Below are 18,893 nucleotides of genomic sequence, written 5' to 3'. Positions count from 1 at the left end.
CAGGCCGACCATGAGCGTCTGGCTGATGTCTCCCCAGCTGGCCCAGGGTCGGGAGTGGGCGGCGCGGTGCCGGCTCACTGTGCGTCCTTCCGGAAGACGTATGACAGGCCCTGGCAGATGGTTCGGAACTCGGTGTGCCCGCTGATGGCGGCGTGCTGCATGCACGCGAGCTGTACGGGGTCGGGCACCGGTTTGCCCTTGATCTTCCAGGTGCACCCGAGGCAGTCAGCGCCGTATGTCACGGTGTCGAGATGCGTGGTGATCTTGTGGGTGGCGTGGCGGAATTTGGCGCGGGTTACCACGAGTGCTCCCGGCGGTCTCGATTGATCACCGAGACGCGGGCCCTGAGTCGGTCATGAGGGGTGGCGGGGCGGTATGTGGTGGTGTGCCACGGCTCCCCGCCATCCAGCGGAGCGATGCTCACGGTCTCGCCGTCCCAGCCGACTGCCTTACCTACGCGGTCGCATGACGTGTCGGTGACCAAGTCGCCGATGTTCGGCGACCACTTCACGGTGCCGCGCCGGGATACGACGAACGTCGGACGCTGCTCGCTGCCGACGGGGGGGTTCCTCGGTGTCACCCATGGTGCACCTGCCTTTCGTGGTAGGCGCGGACGATGGTTGCCTGCTGCGTTCGCCACGTCACCCTGAAGAGCGGCCTGGTGCTGAACGGCGCGAATCGTGCCGCAGGTGTGGCATCCGGCGGCCGTGAACTTGATCTTCCGTGGTCTACCTCTGGCCACGGTGCACCGCTCCCCAATGCCGGTGAAAGGCGATGCGGGACCGCTCCTCAAGGCCCCAGTCCCTCGTCATCCACGCCCGGCGTCGATCGGCGTTCAGGCGGGTGCACTCAGGGCACTCGGCCACTTCCTTACCGACGGTGATACCGGCCGGTCCGGACGAGTGCGGTAGAGAGATCACTTCCGGGCTGCCATCCCGGCGTACCACGAGGGCGCCGTCGGCCCTGTAGGCGGTGACACGGACGAGGGAGGCCCGTGCGCTGGCCGAAGGCTGTGGTTGAGGACTTGCGGCCCCCGGTGATCTGTCGTGTCTGGAGTCAGTCATAGGTACCCGCTTACGAACTGGAGTAGGTGATCTTCCGGGCAGCAAGGTGGCGGTCCACTTTTTCAATCACTCCGCACGGCTAAGCTCGACGCACACCCGCCAAAGTCGTCGTCTGCTCCGAACCTACGGCGAGCGCGCTGGTGAAAGAACTGACACTGGGTACGGGTTACTTGAGGCCAGGCGATCGGGGAGCAGGCCATGACTCCAGCACGGTCAGCAGGACGGCAGGAAGCACTGACCACCGGTCAGCGTTCGCGAACTCGACCGCACGAAGGCGCCGTCACTGGACACCTCTTCAAGATCATTCGCGAGCGCATGCCCATGACTCAGGTGCGGCTCGCCGAACTGCTAGGGGTGGACACAACCACTGTGCAGGGGTGGGAGTCAGGGCGACGCCCCTTAACCGCTGTTCCCTACTCGCATCTCCTGACCCTTCGGCGGCGCCTACTTAGAAGAGGCGCCCACCCGGCCCTCCTGGTACTGCTCGACGATGCGATGGACGCTGATTCGATCATCGCGCACGCGTTGAGCGGTGAGCCCTCGTCGGCTACCACTGCCGCTCATCCACTGGCCTGTTGGGTGTTCAACCGCACCACGACCCACATGATCGCCTGGGCTTTGACCGGCACCCCGCCGGCGGCGCTCCCGGCCACTCCAGTCGACGCTCCACGTCGCCGCGGCCCGTCTCCAGACTCGCCGCTCTTGACGGGCGCCGAGCGCCTTCAGTTCTTCTCCCGCATGAGGCGATCAGCCGAGCTGGCCGATCACGCGGGCGAAGACGGAGCACTGCTGCGCCGGCAGGCCCTTTACCTGTGCAGCTATGACACAGCCCCTGATACCCGTGACTGGCTCGCACACATACAGAGTCGCAAGACCGTGCGATTCGATCGTGCTTCGTGGTCACCTGGATGGGCTGATACCCGGTCTCTGGCGACTTCCCTCACCAGATACGGAGACCTTGATCTGCTGCATGACTTCATCAAGCAAGGCATGAACGATGACGTAGGGGAAAGAGCGAACCTCAACTACTGGGCCTACTGGCTGGGGCTGGACACCCTGCCGCGGTCGGATGACTCGTTCATGGCAGACCAGTCCCCGGGGCGATGGGATGCTAGCGCCCTCCTCCGAAGCATCGCCGATCGGCTCGACCCTGCGCTTGGTTGTGTGGACCTCAACATCCACTCCGTCTGGTCACTGCTCGCTCATCGCCCCGGGTTGCCGAGCGCCGACCAAGGGTTGACGGATGACCTGCGGCGCAGGGTCGCGTGTCTACTCGACAGCGGCGCCGTGTCGCAGCAAGCCCGTCGTGAGCTTGACCAGGTGTATTACGGTCTAAGGCTGAGCACCCATTGATCCATCGGAAGGACAGGCCGCATGACTGATGATCAGCACGCCAAGGGTTCCGTCAGCTACCTCATGGAGATGGGTGTACTCAAGCGGGCCAAGCGCTCGGGCTGGTGGATCGCGGGAGTCAAGGACCCCGAAACGATCGCCGAGCACAGCTTCAGGACCGCGATCATTGGGTCTGTCCTGGCGATGATGGAAGGGGCGGACCCAGCCAAGGTCGCGCTTCTGTGTACCTTCCACGACACCCAGGAGACCCGTGTCGGCGATATCCCTTGGGTTGGCCGCCGCTACCTGAAAGCATCTAAGAACGAAGCGGTTACCGCCGATCAGGTAGCCGAGGCTCACCCGAAGGTCGCGGCTGGTATTCAGGCCGTCGTGGACGAGTACGAGACCGGCGACTCGCCGGAGGTCGTGATCGCCCATGACGCCGACAAGCTCGAATGCATGATCCAGGGCCTGGAGTACCTGGAACAGGGCTACAGCAACGCTCAGGAATGGGTCGATAGCACCCGGGCCAAGCTGAAGACAGCGTCTGCGATCGCACTCGCAGACGCTGCACAGACCATGTCCTCCCTTGAATGGCAGCGGGTCTACCTGCCATAGCGGCAACGCAAAAGCGCCCCCGCACCGGCCACAGGCCGGTGCGGGGGCGAGTCGTTTCAGTGGGCGAGGGTTGCCTGCCATACGGCGACGATCACTGCGGCGAGGTTGACCAGAGCGGCGAGGGATGGGAGGGGCCACCGGGCCCGTTCGAGGGTGTCGAGGCGGGCCTCGTGGTCGGCTAGCCGGGCGTCGGACTGGTCGGACCGCTGGACCAGGAGGGCGAGGGAGCCGTCGACGCGGGCGAAACCAACCTCGACGACGCCGCGGAGCCGCTCCAGTTCGAGGGCGACGTCGCTCGGGTCGGGTCGGTCACACGGTCCCCTTGCCCATGGGGTCAGGGGGCAGGGTCGGTGCGCAGTCATCGGGGCAAGAGGGCCTGTACGCCTGGAAGGCCATGACGCGGGTAAGTCCGCCGGCCACGGCCAGGGCGCCGACGACCCACTGCAGGGATGCGAGGGCCGGAGGCATCGACGATGGCGGGCAGCATGAGGGCCAGGGCGACGGCGGTTTGGATGACGGTGCGGACGGTTCGCTGTGCGGTGTCAGTCAAGGGGGGGTCTCCGTTCAGGAAGAGCCGGGGTGCCTTGGGGACCCTGAGGGCGTCCGGCTGCGCCGGCCGGGGAGCCGTCGTAGCACTTCGTGTCGTCGCCGAGCTTCTTCTGCCACAGCCGGAAGGACGCGACATCGGCCGGGGCCCACTGCGGCCTGGGACCGTCGGCGTAGGTCGAACACCCTTGCTCGACCAGGCGGCGGCGCACGGCGGTCACGATGGGGCTCCAGGGGTAGATTTTGAAGGGCTCGACGCCGGGGAACGGTTCGTGCGTCGGTGCCGGCACATCCGCGTCGGGATCGTGGCCGAGCCGGCGGTCGATCCGCTCGCGCATCATCTGCATGGAGAACCCGCGCGGGTCGATCTTGTCGGACGTCCCCTTGTCTCTCCTGAGCCCGCAGAACAGGCTCTGGCGGACGCAGACTCCTTCACCATAGGTGCCCGTCAGCTCGTCGTGGGGCGAGCTACCAGCCCGGAGGAGAAGGAGCGTCTGAGTGAGGCGCGCCGTCGTCTGGGGCGGTCGTAAGCGGACGAGCCTTGGCGTAGCCGCGCATCGCGTGCTACGCCGCAGGTCCTCCGGGTAGTCAGCGCTTGCGGCGCTGGTCGTGGGCGGCGCGGCGGGCGATCTCTGCCGCGTCGCTGGCGACGCCGGTCATCTGCCCGGGGAACTCGCTCAAGGTCACCCGCGGTGAGACGTTTTCCCAGAACCTGATCAGGTTGTCGCTTGCGCGGGCGTATGCCACGTGTGCTGGGCCGTCGAAGAGCGACAGGCGGTCGACATCGGCGTACAGGTCGGCCGGCGTCGCGGCGAGGTACTCGACCATGCGGGGGTTGATGGGCATGCCAACACCTCCGGTTGCACTTTGGTCATACCGCTTGAGGCGCTTAGCCCATGTTGGGAAGCTGCTGGTTCACACGCTTGACGCGTGTGACAACACTCAACTACCTATTTGGAGGCAGAGATGAGAAGTTCGCCCGAATCCGGTCATAGGTGGGCCCGGCGGCTACTGAGGTGCGTAGGTGACGCGTTCCGAGGGTGCCGCGGCGGGGCGCCCACCACACCTGGCACAAGTCGGTGGCTTACGTCCGTTGTGATCGCCTTCTATCTCACGGGCATCACCAACTCCCTGGTGACCATCACGTATCACGCGGTAGTCGGCGTGATCAAGGTCGATCAAAGTTGTGTAGCTGCTGAGCATTCGATCAAGCAGGTTGAGACGGTGTGCCAGCGTCTCGCTAAATAACTGTAGGTAATTACCACCCTGAGGCACTCGGCGATTTTCTAGCGCTAGTCGTCGCCTGACTCAATTCCATGGCGGATCTATGAGCCGCCAACAGTTACCGGGCAGGCGGTTGGAAGTGGTCTGCCCACCAGTCACCAGAGAGCGGGTCGCCATGTGGCGGCCCGCTTTTCTTACAGTGGGAAGCTCCCCACCGGGTCGGGTGCTGTCTGTCCGGACTCGGCGAGGAAGCGTGTGACTTCCTCGGCGATGTCGTGGTCGTCCCAGTCCGGATGCAGGGTCCGTACCTTCGTATCGGTGTTCACGGCCTGCGCCTCCTGAAGCAGGGTGAGCGTCTGCGCGACGCTCTGCGGGGCCTCGCTCACCGAGTCACCGAACACGATCGTCGGGCGCTCCGGTGTCACTGCCGGGGTGTACAGGGCCCGGTCGAGTTCGAGCATGACGAGCAGCATATCGGCCAGTGCCGGCGCCCAGTAACGAGCCTTCTTGTCGCGCGTGATCACGCTGCGTCGCTCGGGAGCGGTGACCTCGGTTGCGGTCGCTGCGGTGGCCTCCCCCATGCCGAAGAACTGCGCGGAGTATCCGGCGAGCTCCACCGCCTGCCGCATGATGGCCGCGGTGGTGCGCTCGTGCTCATCCACCCGGATGGCGAACTGCGACAAGGTGATGCCGCCGCCGGGGTCGCCCGGCGGAATAGCGAGGGACTGCCGGATTTCGCGGTCATCGTCGAAGCTCGCGCCCCGGCCCGCGCCGTTGCTGCGCAGGTAATCGTCAGGGACGATCAGCCGCGCGCGGGCGGAGCCTGATGTCGCGGAGCCAACTGCTCCATGTCTCGTCGAGCGCGTCGAACCGATTGTGGGCGCCCTGGAAATCGGAGCGTCCGAACGGGGATCGGCGGTGGGCGCCTGTTGGGCCGGATGTTCGGCACGTATGCGGCGGTCAGCCGGTCGGGATGCTATCGCCCTCGGGGCCGAGGGAGTCGGCAAGGCCGGCGGTTTCGAGGTGCTTGGTGAGCGGCACGCGGGTGCCGAGGTTGTCGGCGGTGGCCTGGTAGAGAGGCTGTGAACGATGTGCCCGGCTCCATGCCGCTCAAGGTGGCGGCACACGGTTTCGGAGTCGCCCGTAAGTTCACGCCAGAACGTAATTGCTGTCATATGCCCCCACTGGAATTCGGGGGCGGCGTGGTCGGGGTGAATCGTGGTGAGCAGCGGCTGGGGCGCTAGCGCGGTATCCCAGGTGACGCGCAGGAAGAGCCGCCCAGCGCGGCCCCCACCTCCGCGGCCTCAAGAAGGGCGCTCGCGATGCCGCCGGCCTCGGTGATCTCGGCGAGGCGCGCCTGTATCCAGATCGGACACGGTGACACCGACGGTTCGCTGAACAGCAAATCAGAGGGGCTCGCGGCGAGGTCCGCGGGCAACAGGATGTGTAGACGGGTGTCGTACCGGCCGGGCTGCGTGACGGGCCCACAGCCGGCGGCGGCTGTCCTCGCGGTGCTGCTGTCCTCGGCAGATGGTGGTGAGGCGGTTCCGCTCGCCGGAGTACCAGGCATCGGCGATGCGCATCTCGCGGTACGGGGCGCTGTGCTGGTTCGGGGGCCAGATGGCGCCGTTGTCGGGCAGGGGTACCGTGTGACCCCTGCGAGTTGATGAGGTCAAGAGCTCATGGCAAGCGTCGGCGGGCGAGCAGGGGTACGCGGCGGCGAGTGCGGCCGGCGTGGGGTTGAGGCCGGCCCTCGACGCGGCTGTCGCTCGCGCCGATCAGGTGCACCATGCGGCCGAGCACGACTGCTGTGGCCGCGCCGTGTGTGTGCCGGATCTGCCTGGCGACGGGCCCGAAAAGCGCCTCGTCCTGGAGCGGTCCAAGGCAGTCGCGTTCGATCATCTCGAGCGTCTGGTCACTGACGATGATCAGCTCGGATGGGGCGCCTCGGTGCCGTCGGCTGGAACCTGACCGCCGATCAGGTGGCACGGCTCGACGCGGCGAGCGCCAAGGAGGCCCCGTACCCCTACTTCCCCTACGAGCGCCAGGAAGGCTTCACCCGCCTCAACCCGCACCCGCTGCGGCGCGCGGAGAGCGCGTAACGCGGACTTGCCCGCTGCCCGGTCAAGGGCGGCGGGCAAGGACGGGCCGGCGGTCTGTCTGTTCGCCTGTTCGTACCGGTCGCCGTCAGGCGGGCAGTGCGGCCTCGACGGCCGACAGGACCTCGGGGGCGTCGGGCTCCGTCTGCGGGCTGAAGCGGGCGACGACGCTTCCGTCGGCGCCGACGAGGAACTTCTCGAAGTTCCAGCGGATGTCACCGCTGTGCCCCTCGGCGTCCGGCGTGCCGACGAGGGCGGCGTACAGGGGGTGCCGGCCCGCGCCGTTGACGTCGGTCTTCTCGGTCATGGGGAACGTCACGCCGTACGTGGCCGAGCAGAAGGAGGCGATCTCCTCGGCGGATCCGGGCTCCTGCCCCATGAACTGGTTGCACGGCACGCCCAGCACGGTGAAGCCGCGCGGGGCGTAGTCCGCGTGCAGCTTCTCCAGCGCCGCGTACTGCGGGGTCAGGCCGCACTTCGAGGCGACGTTGACGATCAGGACGGCCTTGCCGCGGTACTGCGCGAGATTCGCGGGGCCGCCCTGAAGGGCGCCGATTTCCACTTCGTGGACGGACACGTCGTGCTCCTTGGTCTCTGCATGATCAGGTCGGGTCATCCGCGGCCCAGTATGCCCGCGACGCATCCGCCGGAGGCGCGCGCCCTTGCCGCTTCCGTGCCCTACGACTGCCCGGCGGGGCGGTGGCGGCCGGCGAGGAAGCGGCATTGGCCGCCCCGCCCCGGCCGCCCCCGCTTCCTGCCCGCGCAGGGCGTCCGAGTCGAGGAGCCGGAAGGCCTGGTTGAGATCGTGCCCCGACGAGCCCTCCGGTGGTGCCGGCCTGCGGGGCGTCGGCGACTTCGCCGGCGGCGAGCACCATCCGCAGATGCATCTGCGCGCCGCCCGAGGCCGGCCGGTTGTGATCGTGGAGGAGCCCGGGCGTGACGGTGAGGAGCGCGCGCAGGACCGCCCGCCGGGATCGGTCCGTACGCGGGAAGACGGAGAGTACGGCCGCGGGTGCGGACTGAACCCCTCCGGTTGGCGGGGGTGAGCCGTGCTCCGGGCGGGGGTCGCGGTGCGGACTGCCCTACTTGAGACCAATGTTCCCGGTCTCGTCCCCTACGGCAGGATCATCCTCAACTTCCGCATCACCCCTCCTGTCCCCCCCCGCAAGCCGGGTTCCCCGTCACACATGAGGAGCAGCATGCGTATGCGCATATCGACCCAGCGCGTCTTCGCCACCACGGCCTTCGCCGGCATGATGGCCGCCGCCTCCGCCGAACTGGCCCACGCCGCCCCCACTCCGGGCCCCGGCGGCGACCGGATCACCCAGGCGACGCAGACCGGCCTGGAGGCGTTCCACGGCTACAAGCCCGGCCACCTCGACTCGATCCTCGAAGGGCTGCGCCCGGTCGGCAGCGCCGGGAACGACGACCCCAACTGGAAGGGCCTCTACCTGGCCGAGACCACCGGCCACGCCGCCGGCTACAGCACCAACGAAGCGGGCACGGCCGCCGGCGGAGTGGTCCGCGTGACGCTTCCCGACGAGGTGAACGTGGCCACGGTCCACCTCGCCCACAGAGCCGACGAGACCGGTGAGGCCTTCCTCGACCGCCAGCTGAGATTCGTCAAGGACGAGTTCGGCGTTCCCGCGGACAAGCCGCTGATGGACGCCCTCGGGGAGAAGAACACCGTCCTGAAGATCGCCGATGACGGCACCGGGCAGAGCGAGTTCATCGTCCCCTGGAAGATGGCGGAGCGCGCCAAGGCGGAGAAGGCCGTCGAGTTCCGCGGGAAGAACTCGGCCATGGACGCCGCGATCTACGCGGCCGCCCCGGCCAACTGCCTCGCCCCCACCGGCCGTGTCAAGCGGTCGGCCGACCGCTGCCTGCCCGTGGACTGGGACAAGGTCGAGGAGAAGGCCAAGGCCACGGCGAAGAAGGTCGCGCAGGACGCCGAGCACGTGGAGCGGCTCCCCAAGCGCAGCCCCAAGGGGCCGACGTGGGGCGAGGCGCACTCCACCGCGGAGCTGAGCCACGCCAAGGTCCGCGAGGTGAGCGGCGCGCATGTGGCCGCTTCCGCCGCCGGCGTCGGGACCTGGGTCTACGGCATGGCGAAGACGTTCTCTGACAAGGACGCCACCACGCTCGACAAGGTCGCCGTCACCGGCGCGGTCGTCCCCGGCCTCGGCCAGGCGCTCGGCATCGCCGACGGGATCCAGCACGGCGACCCGGAGGCGATCGCCGTCAACGCCGTGGCCCTCGCCGCGCTCGCTGCCGCCCAGGTCGTCCCCGTCGTCGGCGAGGTCGTCGACGCCGTCCTCCTCACCGAGCAGCTCGTCGAAGTGCTCGTGGACGTCTTCCGCACCGCGACGGCCGACCCGCCGCCGGCGCCGCGCCTGGACGCCGGAGCCCTGCCGATCCTGCCCGTGCCGAGGGCGTCCCTGCCGTGCAGCGTGTGGTGGACGTACATGGACGTCCTCTGGAAGACGGCCGGGGAGGTGCCCGCGGGCGAGAAGGTCCCCTCGAAGACGCAGGTCGTGGTGCGCGAGCGGGGCGGCAGCGAGTACACGTACCCGGTGGCCGACGGGAAGTCCCCCGGCTGGCTCGTCCCCCACGGGCTCGGCTCCAGCCGCACCTTCGACGTCTTCTACCGCCTGAAGACCGACCAGGGCCGGGTCCTGGAGTCGAAGCAGCGGGCCGTGGTCCAGGCGAAGGCCGAGGTCGCGCAGTGCAACACCCTGATCTGGAACGAGGACTGGGACCGCTGACGCTCGCGCGAAGGGGTGCCCCCGCCGTCCGCGGTCCGCCGCCGGGCCCGTCCGTCGCCGTGCGCACCCGGGCCCGTCCGTCACCGTCCACACCCGGATCCGTCCGCCACCGTCAGCTGCCGGTGGCGGACTTCCAGGCGTCCACGTACGAGGGCAGGTTCTTGCCGACCTCGGCCCAGTCGGGGCGGAAGACCTCCACGCCCCGCATGATTCGGGCGAGGGCGATGGCGTTCGGGTCGGTCGCCTTGATGTCCGTACGGGCCGAGAAGCCGCCGCCGACGGCCGAGACGTCGCGCTGCACGTCCTCGCTGAGGAGGTAGTCCAGGAACTTCCTGGCGTTCTCGGCGTGCGGGGCGTTCTTCACCAGGCCGGCGGCGTAGGGGAGGGCGAACGTGGTGGGCTTCCCGTCGTCCCCCGCCGGGAAGAAGATGCCCTGGTTCGGCATCGTCCCGGTGTTGGCGAAGTTCATCTGGACGTCCCCGTTGGCGACGAGGAGTTCGCCCTTGTTGACCTTCGGGGCGAGCTGGCCGGTGGAGCGCGACGGGCCGGCGTTGTTCTTCTGGAGCTCCTTGAGGTAGGCCATGGCGGGCTCCTTGCCGCCGAAGTCGTGCACGGCCTTGACGAGGACGGCCGTGCCGTCGCCCGCCACACCGGGCGTCGAGTACTGGAGCTTGCCCTTGAAGCGCGGGGCGAGGAGGTCCTTCCAGGTCTTGGGCGGGGCCTCCTTGAGCTCCCTGGTGTTGTAGATGAAGCAGAGGTAGTTGCCGGCGATCGTGGTCCAGTTGCCGGAGGGGGCTTTGTCGCCGTCCGCGACCTTGTCCGAGCCCTGCGGGCGGTGGGAGGCGAGCAGGCCCTTGCCGTCGGCCTGCTGGATGAAGGGCGGCAGCGTCACGACGACGTCCGCCTTGGTGTTGGACTTCTCCCGGGCCAGGCGCTGCACCATCTCGCCGGAGCCGCCTTCGACGTACCGGACCTTGATGCCGGTCTCCTTCTCGAAGTCCTTGAAGACCTTGTCGTAGAAGCCGGAGCCGTCCTCGGCCTTGAGGCCGTCGGCGCTGTAGAGGGTGAGTTCCTGCTTTCCGGCGCCGTCCGTTCCGCCGCACGCGGTGAGCGGGAGGGCGAGGAGGAGAGCGGCGGCGGACGGGAGCAGGACGCGCGGGGAGCGGCAAGCACGGCGGGAACGGGGGGTACAGGGCATGGGATCGCGCTCCTTCGAGAGCGTGCGGGGGACGTACGGGGGAGGGGGCCGGTCAGGGAGGGGCTCAGCGGTAGGCGGCCTTGGTGCGGATCCGGGAGACCGCGAACAGGGCGAGGAGCGTGGTGACCATGAGCACGACGGCGAGCGCGGCACCGGGGAAGAGCGCGCCGCGGTCGGTGGAGGCGAAGACCTTGACGGGCAGGGGCAGCCAGTCCGGCGGGTAGAGCATCATCGTGGCGCTGAGCTCGCCCATGGACAGGGCGAAGCAGAGCCCCGCGGCGGCGGACAGGGACGGCAGCAGCAGCGGCAGCTTCACCTGTACGAGCACGCGCAGGGGGCTTGCGCCCAGGCTCGCGGCGGCCTGCTCGCAGGCGGGGTCGAGGCGGTCCAGCGCCGCGGCCACCGACTGGTAGGCGAAGGCGGTCACCAGGATCGTGTGGGCCAGGACGACGATCGCCGGGGTGCCGTTGAGGAGGAACGGCGGCTTGGAGAAGGCGACCAGAAGCGAGAGCCCCACGACCACGGAGGGCACGGCCACGGGCAGCACGAACAGTACGTCGATGACCCGGCGGGCGCGCGTGCCCCTGGCCGCGAGGGCCGCCCACGTGCCGGTGACGAGGGCGGCGGCGGAGGCCGCGAGGGCGGTCAGCACGCTCGTGGTGAGCGCTTCGAGGGCGTCCCCGTGGGTGACGGCCCGGTAGTGGCCGAGGGTCGCGCCCGAAGGGAACGCCCCGCTCCACCCGGTGGCCAGGGACGCGGTCACGATGACGAGGAACGGCAGCGCGAAGACGGGCAGGAAGAGGGCGAAGAAGGCGGCCTGGACCGCCAGGCGGGCACGAGGGCTATGCACGAGCACGGCGGACTCCGTCCATGCGGGTGGTGAGCATCCGGTAGAGCCCGTACAGCGCCAGCGAGAGGGCGATGTTGACGACGGCCACGACGCAGGCGCCGGTGTAGTCGCCGTCGAGGATCGCCTTGCCGTAGACGAGCACGGGCAGGGTCGTCACGCCCTTCGCCCCGGTGAAGAGGACGATGCCGAATTCGTTGAGGCACATCACCAGGACGAGGGAGCCGCCCGCCGCCAGCGCGGGCAGGGCCTCCGGCAGGATCACCTGCCGGACGATCCGCGGCGCCGTGGCCCCGAGCGAGGCCGCGACGTCGAGCTGGGCCGTCTCCAGCTGCGAGAAGGCGCCGAGCAGCGGCCGCATGACGAACGGCGTGAAGTACGTGATCTCCGCGAGCAGCACGCCCCAGGGCGTGTGCAGGAAGTCGAGGGGGCCGGTGGCGGCGCCGGTCACCCCCGTCCACATGCCGTTGGCCATGCCGGCGCTGCCGTAGACGAAGAGCAGTGCGAGGGTGATGAGGAAGGAGGGGAAGGACAGGAAGACGTCGATGAACCGGCCGACGGCCTTGCCGCCGGGGAACGGCACGAACGCGATGACCAGGGCGAGGCCGAAGCCGAGGACGAGCGACCCCGCCGTGGAGCCGGCGGCGATCAGCACGGTGTTGAGCAGGGCGTCGCGGAACGCCGCCTGGGCGAACACGTCGGCGTAGGCGGAGAAGCCGTGCCCGCCGCCCTCCGGCGACACCGACTGCCACAGGACGAGCGCGAGGGGGTGCAGGAAGACGAGGCCCAGGGCGGCGACGGGAGGCAGGACCAGCGTCCACGCCGGCACCCTCACCCGGAGCAGGGCCGCGGGCGGGCGGCCGGAGACCGCTTCGGTGCTAGCCACGGCCCGCACCCCCGCCCGCGCCCGCCGGCAGCAGCACCGCGTCGTGTGCGGCGAAGTGCAGGGTGACCTCGCTGCCGAGCGGCGGCGTCTCGCGTAGTTCGCGCAGGTCGGCCGTGACCCGGTGGCCGGCGACGTCGACGCACAGGCGGTGCGTCGCACCGCGCCACTGGACCTCCGCGACCGTCCCGCGCAGGGCGTTCGGTCCCTCTCCCAGCCCGACCAGGTGCGGGCGGACGCACAGCGTGGCCGGCGCACCCGCCGCGGCGCCGCCGGCCGCCACGTCCAGCCGCGTCCCGCCGAGGCGTACGCCGCCGCCGTCGGCGACCGTCACCGGCAGGAGGTTGGCGCTGCCCACGAAGGAGGCCGTGAACGCGCTGCCCGGCCGCCGGTAGAGGTCCTGCGGGGTGCCGCAGTCCCGCAGCCGCCCGCCCTCCATGACCGTGATCCGGTCGGCGAGCGTGAGCGCCTCGATCTGGTCGTGGGTGACGTACAGCATGCTGACGTCCGGCAGTTCGCGGTGCAGGCGGGCCAGCTCGGCGAGCATCCCGGAGCGCAGCTGCGCGTCCAGGGCGGACAGCGGCTCGTCCAGGAGGAGCACGCCCGGCCGGATGGCCAGCGCCCGCGCGATGGCCACGCGCTGCTGCTGGCCGCCGGAGAGCTCGCGCGGATACCGCCCCGCGTACGCGGACATGCCCGTCATCTCCAGCGCCTCCGCGACGCGCGCGGCGATCTCGCCGCGCGGCGCCTTGCGCGCCTTGAGGCCGAAGGCGACGTTCGCCTCGACCTTCATGTGGGGGAAGAGCGCGTACTGCTGCACCACCATGCCGACGCCGCGCCGGCGCGGCGGCAGGTCGGTGACATCGCGGTCGCCGATGAACACCCGCCCGGCCGTCGGCCGGACGAAGCCCGCGACGGCGCGCAGGGCGGTCGTCTTGCCCGAGCCGGAGGGGCCGAGGAGCGCCATGAACTCGCCCGGCTCGACGGTGAGGCCGAACGATTCGAGTACGGTGCTGCCGCCGTAGGCGACGCTGACGCCGTCGAACCGGATGCCCGTACTCACCCGGCGGCCTCCGTACGGGCCAGGAGGCCGGGCAGCTCCGCCACGGAGCCCAGGACGTGGGTCGCCCCCGCCGCGAGCAGCGCTGCCTCGTCGTGGGCGCCGGTCAGGACACCGGCTACCACGCCGGCCCCCGCCCGGGTACCGGAGCGCATGTCGTAGGAGGTGTCGCCGGCGACCGCGACCTGCCGCACGTCGTCCGCGGCGCGGGTGCGCAGCAGCGCGGTGAGCACCATGTCGGGGTACGGGCGGCCGCGCCCGCCCGCGTCGGCGGGGCACAGCGTGAGGTCGGCCAGGCCGGTCCAGCCGAGGGCGGTGAGGATCGCGTCCTGGGTAACGCGGGCGAAGCCGGTGGTGAGGACCACGGTGCGGCCCTCGCCGCGGAGTTGCTCGACGGCTTCGCGGGCGCCCGGCAGCGGCTCGCAGCGGCCGTCGGCCACCTGGCGCCCGTAGGCCCGCTCGAAGGCGGCGTTGGCGCGCTGCGCCGACTCCTCGTCGCCGGCGAAGAGGTGCCGGAAGACGGAGATCTTGGACTCTCCCATCGTGGCCCGTACGTAGGCGAGCTGTTCGGCGTGGCGCGCGGTGCCCGGCTCGACGCCGAGCTCCCGGGCGGCGGCGGTGAAGGCCTGTTCGACGAGGCCGTCGTCGGCGACGGTGGTGCCGGCCATGTCGAGGACGACGAGGGAGGACGTACGGGGCGTCATGCGGAGGGTCTCTCGGGAAGTCATGCGGTTCACCAGCCCAGTTCGTTCGCGGTGGTCTCGGCGATCGCGGGCGAGCACGTCATGCCGCGCCCGCCGGGGCCGGTTACCAGCCAGACGCCGTCGCGCACGCGCTCGCGGTGCACGACGCGCGTGGTGTCCGTGCACTGCGCGTACACCCCGGCCCAGCGCCGGCGGATCTGCGGCAGGGGGCGGCCGAGGAGCGCCTCGGCGACGGAGGCGAGGTGCCCGTACGGGGCTTCGTCGACGTCGAAGGAGAACGGCTCGGCGTACTCGTGGGTGTCGCCGATCGTCAGCCCGCCGTCGGCGCGCTGGACCATGAGCAGCTGCATCTTGTGCTCGGCCGCGGCCGGCGGCCGGGCCTGGGCGGCGGCCATCGCGTCGAGGGCCGTGCCGCCGTAGGCGGGGTAGTAGCGGAAGCTGTCGGCGTCGGCGACGGAGGTGGTGAGCCGCTCGCCCAGCGGCGCGGTCTGCATCATCTGCAGCCGTACGCGGCGCACGGGCAGCTCCGGGGCGAGCTCGCGGGCGAGCCCGCCCAGCCAGGCGCCGGTGCACAGCACGACCGCGTCGCCGCTGTGCGGCTCGCCGTGGTCGTCGCGGACGGTGTTCCCGCCGATGACGTCGCGGACCTCGCGCCCGCCGAGGAAGGTGTAGCGGCCCGAGCGGAGGAGGGCCTCCTTCAGGGCCCGCTGGGCCGTGCGCGGTTCGACGGCGGCGTCGCGGTCGCAGGCCAGGGCACCGAGGAGCGCGCCGCGCAGGGCCGGGTTGGCTTCCCGGACCTCGCCGGGCGTGAGGAGGCGGAAGCCGCGTTCGGCGGCGTCGGGCCGGTCCAGGGCGGCGCGGGCGACGGCCAGCTCGGCCTCGGTGGTGACGGCCGTCAGCGAACCGTTGGCCCGGAAGCCGAGGCCGGGGACGGCGGCGCCGATCTCCTCCCACAGCTCGCGGGCCCGCAGCGCGGTGGCCAGCTCCTCTCCCGCCGCACGGCCGCTGACCCAGATCAGGCCGAAGTTGCGGACGGAGGCCCCGCGGGCCTCCGCCTCGCGCTCGATGTGCACGACCTCGTGGCCGCGTTGGACTGCCTGCCAGGCGTGCATGCTTCCCAGCACGCCGGCTCCGATGACGATGACTCGCATGATGTGAACGGTCGTCGGGGCAGGTGACGGAGAAGGGGCCGAACAGCGAACCGGAGGGAAACCCGCCGCCAAACTTGGACTAGACCCGTTATCTATCCGTGATATTTGAAGGTGAGGGCGGGGTCGTGTGTCTTCAGCCCTCGCCGCGCAGGTGTGCGGTGAACGAGAAGCGATCGCCCCGGTAGAGCGACCGCACCCGCTCCAGCGGCCTGCCGCCGGTGTCGCGGGAGACGCGGTGGATCAGCAGCATCGGCAGCGCGGGCGGCGTGCCGACCAGCAGGGCCTCGCGCGGCGTGGCCAGTACCGTCTCCAGCCGCTCGTCCGCGTCACCGAAAACGATGCCGAGGCGCTCGCGCAGATAGCCGTAGAAGGAGGAGTCCGGCTCGAAGTCCGTATCCAGGCGCGGCGCCCGCTCCACCGCCACGTACGTGCTCTCCAGCCCCACCCGCTCGTCGTCCGCGAGCAGCACCCGCTCCAGGTGCCAGACGGGGGCCAGGGGTTCCACACCGAGGTCGGGGGCCAGGGCGGCCGGGCAGGCGAGCCGGTCCAGGCCGACCAGGCTGCGCCCCGGCCGCCGGCCCTGGCGGCGCACGCCCTCGGTGTAGCTGGCGAGCGCGAGCGGCTGCTCCAGCTTCGGGCCCGCCACGACCGTGCCGCGCCCCTGGCGCCGCAGCCGCCCCTCCAGCAGCAGTTCGCGCAGGGCCTGGCGTACGGTCTCGCGCGCCACCTCGAAGCGCGCGGCGAGCTCCCGCTCGGTGGGCAGCAGCCCGCCCTCGCCGAGTTCGTCGAGGAGCCCGGCGACCTGCGCCTTCACCGCGTAGTACTTGGGAATCCGCCCGTGCTCGGGGATGCCGGCCCGCACCGGGGCGCCGGGAGACCGGCCGGGCAGGCCGTGCGTGTGCAGGTGCGTAGGGTCCACGGCGAGATCCTCGCATCCCGCCGCGAGTTCACTCGCCGCACGTCACGTCGTACAGCTTCATCGGCAGGTCGCCCTTCAGGCCCACGTACGCCGTGAAGTGCTTGTCCGGTCCGGCCTTCCAGCGCGTGGTGACCGGGGCCCAGCCCACGGCCGACGGCTCGGTCGTGACCTTGCCGACGATGATGCGCCGCGGGGCGTTCTGGGCGCAGAGCAGCGCGTCGTGGCCCTTGGCCGCGGCGGCCTTCTTCCGGAGCTCCGGATCGACCTTGTGGATACGGTCGTACGCGGTCGGGCCGTGCTGGCCGTAGAACTTCACGAGGAAGCCGCGCACCTGCGCCGCCGTGTACAGCTTCGGTGCCTTGGGGGGCTTGGGGGCCGCGGCTGTGTCCGTGACTGCGGCCGCGGCCGTGGCTTCGGCCGCCGGAGCCGGGCCGGCGACGCCCGCGGCGGTCAGCGCGAGGGCCAGCGCGCAGCCGGCGGCGGCGCCGGTGAGGCGCGAACGGTACGTGGGCAGGGGCATGCGCGTGGGCACGGATCGGTCTCCTCTTCCCGTTTTGTCCCTATCAGACACGGGACGGTGCCCGAATGGTGCGGTACGGCTCGGGCGAACGGTGGTGCGGCGGACGGCGCGCGCCCCCCGGCCCCGCAGGGCGCCGGGCCGCTCACGAGCCGGGGACGGAGGTGCCCTCGGCGGCCCGCCCCGCGATGTTGCGCGCCATGCCGCCGAACACGACGGCGTGGAAGGGCGCCACGCTCCACCAGTAGGCGTGCCCGGCCAGGCCGTGCGGCCGGAACAAGGCCCGCTGCCGGTAGACGGCGCGCGAGGGCCCGTCGGGGGTGACCGTCAGCTCCAGCCAGGCACGCCCGGGCAGGCGCATCTCCGCGCGCAGCCGCAGCAGGCGGCCGCGCTCGATCTCCTCCACGCGCCAGAAGTCGAGGGAGTCGCCGATGCGCAGCGAGTGCGGGTCCCGCCGGCCGCGCCGCAGCCCGACACCGCCGAGCAGCCGGTCCAGGAGCCCGCGCACCGACCACGCCAGCGGGAACGAGTACCAGCCGTTGTCGCCCCCGATGCCCTCGACCACCCGCCACAGCTCCCCGGCCGGCGCCTCCACGGCCACCTCGCGGCGGTCCTCGTAGAGGCTGCCCCCGGACCACTCGGGAACCGACGGCAAAGGGTCGCTCGGGGCGCCGGGCAGCGACGCGGAGGACCAGCGGGTGGCCACGTCCGCGTCCCGTACGCGCTTGAGGGCCAGGCGGACGGCCTCGTCGAAGCCCAGCAGCCCTCCGGGCGGATCCGGGGCGTAGCGCGCGAAGTCGTGCTCGCGGCACACCACCTCGTGGCGCAGCGACTCCACCAGCGGCCGGGCGACGCTGCCGGGCACCGGCGTCACCAGACCGACCCAGAGGCCGGACAGCGCCGGCGAGAGCACCGGCACCGGCAGGACCAGGCGCCGCGGAAGACGGGCGACGGCCGCGTAGCGCTCCATCATCTGCCGGTACGACAGGACCTCGGGGCCGCCGATGTCGAAGCCCCGGTTGAGCTCGTCCGGCAGCCCGGCCGCGGCCAGCAGGCAGCGCAGCACGTCGCGGACGGCGATCGGCTGGACGCGTGTGCGCACCCAGCGTGGGGTGATCATCACGGGCAGTCGCTCGGTGAGGTGGCGCAGCATCTCGAAGGACGCCGAACCCGAGCCGATGACGACCGCGGCGCGCAGGTGCGCCGTGGGCACGCCGCTGTTGAGCAGGATGCGGCCGACCTCGGCGCGCGAGCGCAGGTGCGGCGACAGTTCCCGCTCGGGAACCTGGCGGGGAGCGAGCCCGCCGAGGTAGACGATCCGCCGTACGCCGGCCGCCTTCGCCGTCCGGGCCACCGCGAGCGCGGCCCGCCGGTCCGTCTCCTCGAAGCCCGCGCCGGTGCCGAGGGCGTGCACGAGGTAGTAGACGACGTCCACGCCCTCGAACGCCGGGGGAAGGGTGGCGGGGCTGGTGACGTCCGCCTTGACGGTCTCGATCCGGTCGGCCCACGGCTGGTCCCGCAGGCGGCGCGGTTCGCGGACCAGGCACCGCACCCGGTAGCCGGCCCCGAGCAGCACGGGCACGAGCCGCCCGCCGATGTAGCCCGTCGCACCGATGACGAGCACGCGGGACGGGGCCGCTCCGGTGCCGGGGACGTGCGCGCTGGTGTCCATGGGCTCCACGCTTCCGCACCCGCCGCCGCGATGGTTGACGCCACGCAGGAGAACGCTCGCTCTGCGTGACAACCGGGCCCGCTCTGTGTGAGGCCGCCCATGAGGCCCGGGTCACTTACGAAACGTGTTAGTGGATACGGGGGCGGAATGAGGGGGATGGGGCGGGGTTTTTGCTGTGTCTATGAGTGGGGGTAGTAGGTCACAGTGCTTGTCAGGGGTTTTGGCTGCCGCTAACAATTGCGGGGTCGCTGGGCGCCGTCGACCGAGAAACGGCGCTTCGTTTTTGCGCCGCTT

At 70.8% G+C, this 18,893-nt stretch carries 18 protein-coding genes and 2 pseudogenes; 4 read left to right on the top strand and 16 right to left on the bottom strand.

Going from position 1 to position 18,893, the window contains the following annotated elements; genetic code table 11:
* Window positions 1-74: 74 nt before the first annotated feature.
* Complete coding sequence (locus PS271_RS00380; protein WP_398378992.1) at window positions 75-302, bottom strand: DUF7848 domain-containing protein; 228 nt, start codon at window positions 300-302, stop codon at window positions 75-77.
* A gap of 960 nt (window positions 303-1,262) precedes the next feature.
* Here PS271_RS00380 and PS271_RS00375 point away from each other — a divergent pair.
* Together PS271_RS00375 and PS271_RS00370 are read left to right on the top strand one after the other, a co-directional pair.
* Window positions 1,263-2,417, top strand: coding sequence for a helix-turn-helix domain-containing protein (locus PS271_RS00375; RefSeq protein WP_398378990.1), 1,155 nt, complete (start codon window positions 1,263-1,265; stop codon window positions 2,415-2,417).
* A gap of 21 nt (window positions 2,418-2,438) precedes the next feature.
* Window positions 2,439-3,014, top strand: a complete 576-nt coding sequence (locus PS271_RS00370; protein WP_398378988.1) for an HD domain-containing protein — start codon at window positions 2,439-2,441, stop codon at window positions 3,012-3,014.
* 56 nt (window positions 3,015-3,070) lie between these two features.
* On the opposite strand, the gene PS271_RS00365 is transcribed toward PS271_RS00370, so the two are convergent.
* From PS271_RS00365 to PS271_RS00345, 5 genes and pseudogenes are all read right to left on the bottom strand, one after another.
* Window positions 3,071-3,376, bottom strand: a complete 306-nt coding sequence (locus PS271_RS00365; protein WP_398378986.1) for a hypothetical protein — start codon at window positions 3,374-3,376, stop codon at window positions 3,071-3,073.
* Window positions 3,373-3,564 (bottom strand): annotated as a pseudogene (locus PS271_RS00360) (hypothetical protein). The gene PS271_RS00365 and the pseudogene PS271_RS00360 overlap by 4 nt, the downstream one beginning before the upstream one ends.
* Window positions 3,557-3,907, bottom strand: a complete 351-nt coding sequence (locus PS271_RS00355) for a peptidoglycan-binding protein (RefSeq protein ID WP_398378984.1) — start codon at window positions 3,905-3,907, stop codon at window positions 3,557-3,559. Before PS271_RS00355 ends, PS271_RS00360 begins: the two are co-directional and overlap by 8 nt.
* Before the next feature lie 241 nt (window positions 3,908-4,148).
* Window positions 4,149-4,406 (bottom strand): hypothetical protein, encoded by a 258-nt coding sequence (locus tag PS271_RS00350; RefSeq protein WP_398378982.1) that lies wholly within the window; start codon window positions 4,404-4,406, stop codon window positions 4,149-4,151.
* Between the two features lie 572 nt (window positions 4,407-4,978).
* Window positions 4,979-5,467, bottom strand: a complete 489-nt coding sequence (locus PS271_RS00345; RefSeq protein ID WP_398378981.1) for a phage capsid protein — start codon at window positions 5,465-5,467, stop codon at window positions 4,979-4,981.
* 1,263 nt (window positions 5,468-6,730) lie between these two features.
* Between PS271_RS00345 and PS271_RS00340 the strand changes: the two are divergent.
* Window positions 6,731-6,886: pseudogene (locus tag PS271_RS00340) on the top strand (aldo/keto reductase); the annotation flags it as partial.
* A gap of 85 nt (window positions 6,887-6,971) precedes the next feature.
* Here the strand turns inward: PS271_RS00340 and PS271_RS00335 are convergent.
* The gene (locus PS271_RS00335; RefSeq protein ID WP_398378979.1) at window positions 6,972-7,499 is read right to left on the bottom strand and encodes a glutathione peroxidase; all 528 of its coding nucleotides are present in this window, start codon (window positions 7,497-7,499) and stop codon (window positions 6,972-6,974) included.
* A 589-nt stretch (window positions 7,500-8,088) separates the two neighbouring features.
* On the opposite strand from PS271_RS00335, the gene PS271_RS00330 reads away from it, so the two are divergent.
* The gene (locus PS271_RS00330; RefSeq protein ID WP_398386608.1) at window positions 8,089-9,648 is read left to right on the top strand and encodes an ADP-ribosylating toxin; all 1,560 of its coding nucleotides are present in this window, start codon (window positions 8,089-8,091) and stop codon (window positions 9,646-9,648) included.
* 112 nt (window positions 9,649-9,760) lie between these two features.
* Here PS271_RS00330 and PS271_RS00325 read toward each other — a convergent pair whose 3' ends face one another.
* The 9 genes from PS271_RS00325 to PS271_RS00285 form a co-directional block, all read right to left on the bottom strand.
* Window positions 9,761-10,846, bottom strand: a complete 1,086-nt coding sequence (locus PS271_RS00325) for a 2-aminoethylphosphonate ABC transporter substrate-binding protein (RefSeq protein ID WP_398378977.1) — start codon at window positions 10,844-10,846, stop codon at window positions 9,761-9,763.
* Window positions 10,847-10,910: 64 nt separating this feature from the next.
* Window positions 10,911-11,702, bottom strand: a complete 792-nt coding sequence (locus PS271_RS00320) for an ABC transporter permease (RefSeq protein ID WP_398378975.1) — start codon at window positions 11,700-11,702, stop codon at window positions 10,911-10,913.
* Window positions 11,689-12,579, bottom strand: a complete 891-nt coding sequence (locus tag PS271_RS00315; protein WP_398378973.1) for a 2-aminoethylphosphonate ABC transporter permease subunit — start codon at window positions 12,577-12,579, stop codon at window positions 11,689-11,691. The genes PS271_RS00320 and PS271_RS00315 overlap by 14 nt, the downstream gene beginning before the upstream one ends.
* Window positions 12,572-13,639, bottom strand: coding sequence for an ABC transporter ATP-binding protein (locus PS271_RS00310; RefSeq protein ID WP_398378971.1), 1,068 nt, complete (start codon window positions 13,637-13,639; stop codon window positions 12,572-12,574). The genes PS271_RS00315 and PS271_RS00310 overlap by 8 nt, the downstream gene beginning before the upstream one ends.
* Window positions 13,636-14,364: a phosphonatase-like hydrolase gene (locus PS271_RS00305; RefSeq protein ID WP_398378969.1), complete on the bottom strand. Its 729-nt coding sequence runs from the start codon at window positions 14,362-14,364 to the stop codon at window positions 13,636-13,638. The genes PS271_RS00310 and PS271_RS00305 overlap by 4 nt, the downstream gene beginning before the upstream one ends.
* 5 nt (window positions 14,365-14,369) lie before the next feature.
* On the bottom strand, window positions 14,370-15,491 hold the full coding sequence (locus tag PS271_RS00300; protein WP_398378967.1) for a TIGR03364 family FAD-dependent oxidoreductase: 1,122 nt from the start codon (window positions 15,489-15,491) through the stop codon (window positions 14,370-14,372).
* A 133-nt stretch (window positions 15,492-15,624) separates the two neighbouring features.
* Entirely contained in the window at window positions 15,625-16,410 is a 786-nt protein-coding gene (locus PS271_RS00295) for a GntR family transcriptional regulator (protein ID WP_398378965.1), read from the bottom strand.
* 28 nt (window positions 16,411-16,438) lie between these two features.
* Complete coding sequence (locus tag PS271_RS00290; RefSeq protein ID WP_398378963.1) at window positions 16,439-16,942, bottom strand: hypothetical protein; 504 nt, start codon at window positions 16,940-16,942, stop codon at window positions 16,439-16,441.
* A gap of 130 nt (window positions 16,943-17,072) precedes the next feature.
* Window positions 17,073-18,599, bottom strand: a complete 1,527-nt coding sequence (locus PS271_RS00285; RefSeq protein WP_398378962.1) for an SDR family oxidoreductase — start codon at window positions 18,597-18,599, stop codon at window positions 17,073-17,075.
* Window positions 18,600-18,893 lie beyond the last annotated feature (294 nt).

The organism is Streptomyces sp. SCA2-17, from assembly GCF_044336695.1.
Note: the sequence above shows the minus strand (reverse complement) of the source record. Positions and strands in the feature narration are given on the sequence as shown.

Excerpts from the sequence above, each read along its gene's own strand:
- PS271_RS00375 (WP_398378990.1), top strand. The coding sequence starts at position 1,263 with ATGACTCCAGCACGGTCAGCAGGACGGCAGGAAGCACTGACCACCGGT.
- PS271_RS00370 (WP_398378988.1), top strand. The coding sequence starts at position 2,439 with ATGACTGATGATCAGCACGCCAAGGGTTCCGTCAGCTACCTCATGGAG.
- PS271_RS00365 (WP_398378986.1), bottom strand. The coding sequence starts at position 3,376 with ATGACTGCGCACCGACCCTGCCCCCTGACCCCATGGGCAAGGGGACCG.
- PS271_RS00355 (WP_398378984.1), bottom strand. The coding sequence starts at position 3,907 with ATGCAGATGATGCGCGAGCGGATCGACCGCCGGCTCGGCCACGATCCC.
- PS271_RS00350 (WP_398378982.1), bottom strand. The coding sequence starts at position 4,406 with ATGCCCATCAACCCCCGCATGGTCGAGTACCTCGCCGCGACGCCGGCC.
- PS271_RS00335 (WP_398378979.1), bottom strand. The coding sequence starts at position 7,499 with ATGACCCGACCTGATCATGCAGAGACCAAGGAGCACGACGTGTCCGTC.
- PS271_RS00330 (WP_398386608.1), top strand. The coding sequence starts at position 8,089 with ATGCGCATATCGACCCAGCGCGTCTTCGCCACCACGGCCTTCGCCGGC.
- PS271_RS00325 (WP_398378977.1), bottom strand. The coding sequence starts at position 10,846 with ATGCCCTGTACCCCCCGTTCCCGCCGTGCTTGCCGCTCCCCGCGCGTC.
- PS271_RS00305 (WP_398378969.1), bottom strand. The coding sequence starts at position 14,364 with ATGACTTCCCGAGAGACCCTCCGCATGACGCCCCGTACGTCCTCCCTC.
- PS271_RS00300 (WP_398378967.1), bottom strand. The coding sequence starts at position 15,491 with ATGCGAGTCATCGTCATCGGAGCCGGCGTGCTGGGAAGCATGCACGCC.
- PS271_RS00285 (WP_398378962.1), bottom strand. The coding sequence starts at position 18,599 with ATGGACACCAGCGCGCACGTCCCCGGCACCGGAGCGGCCCCGTCCCGC.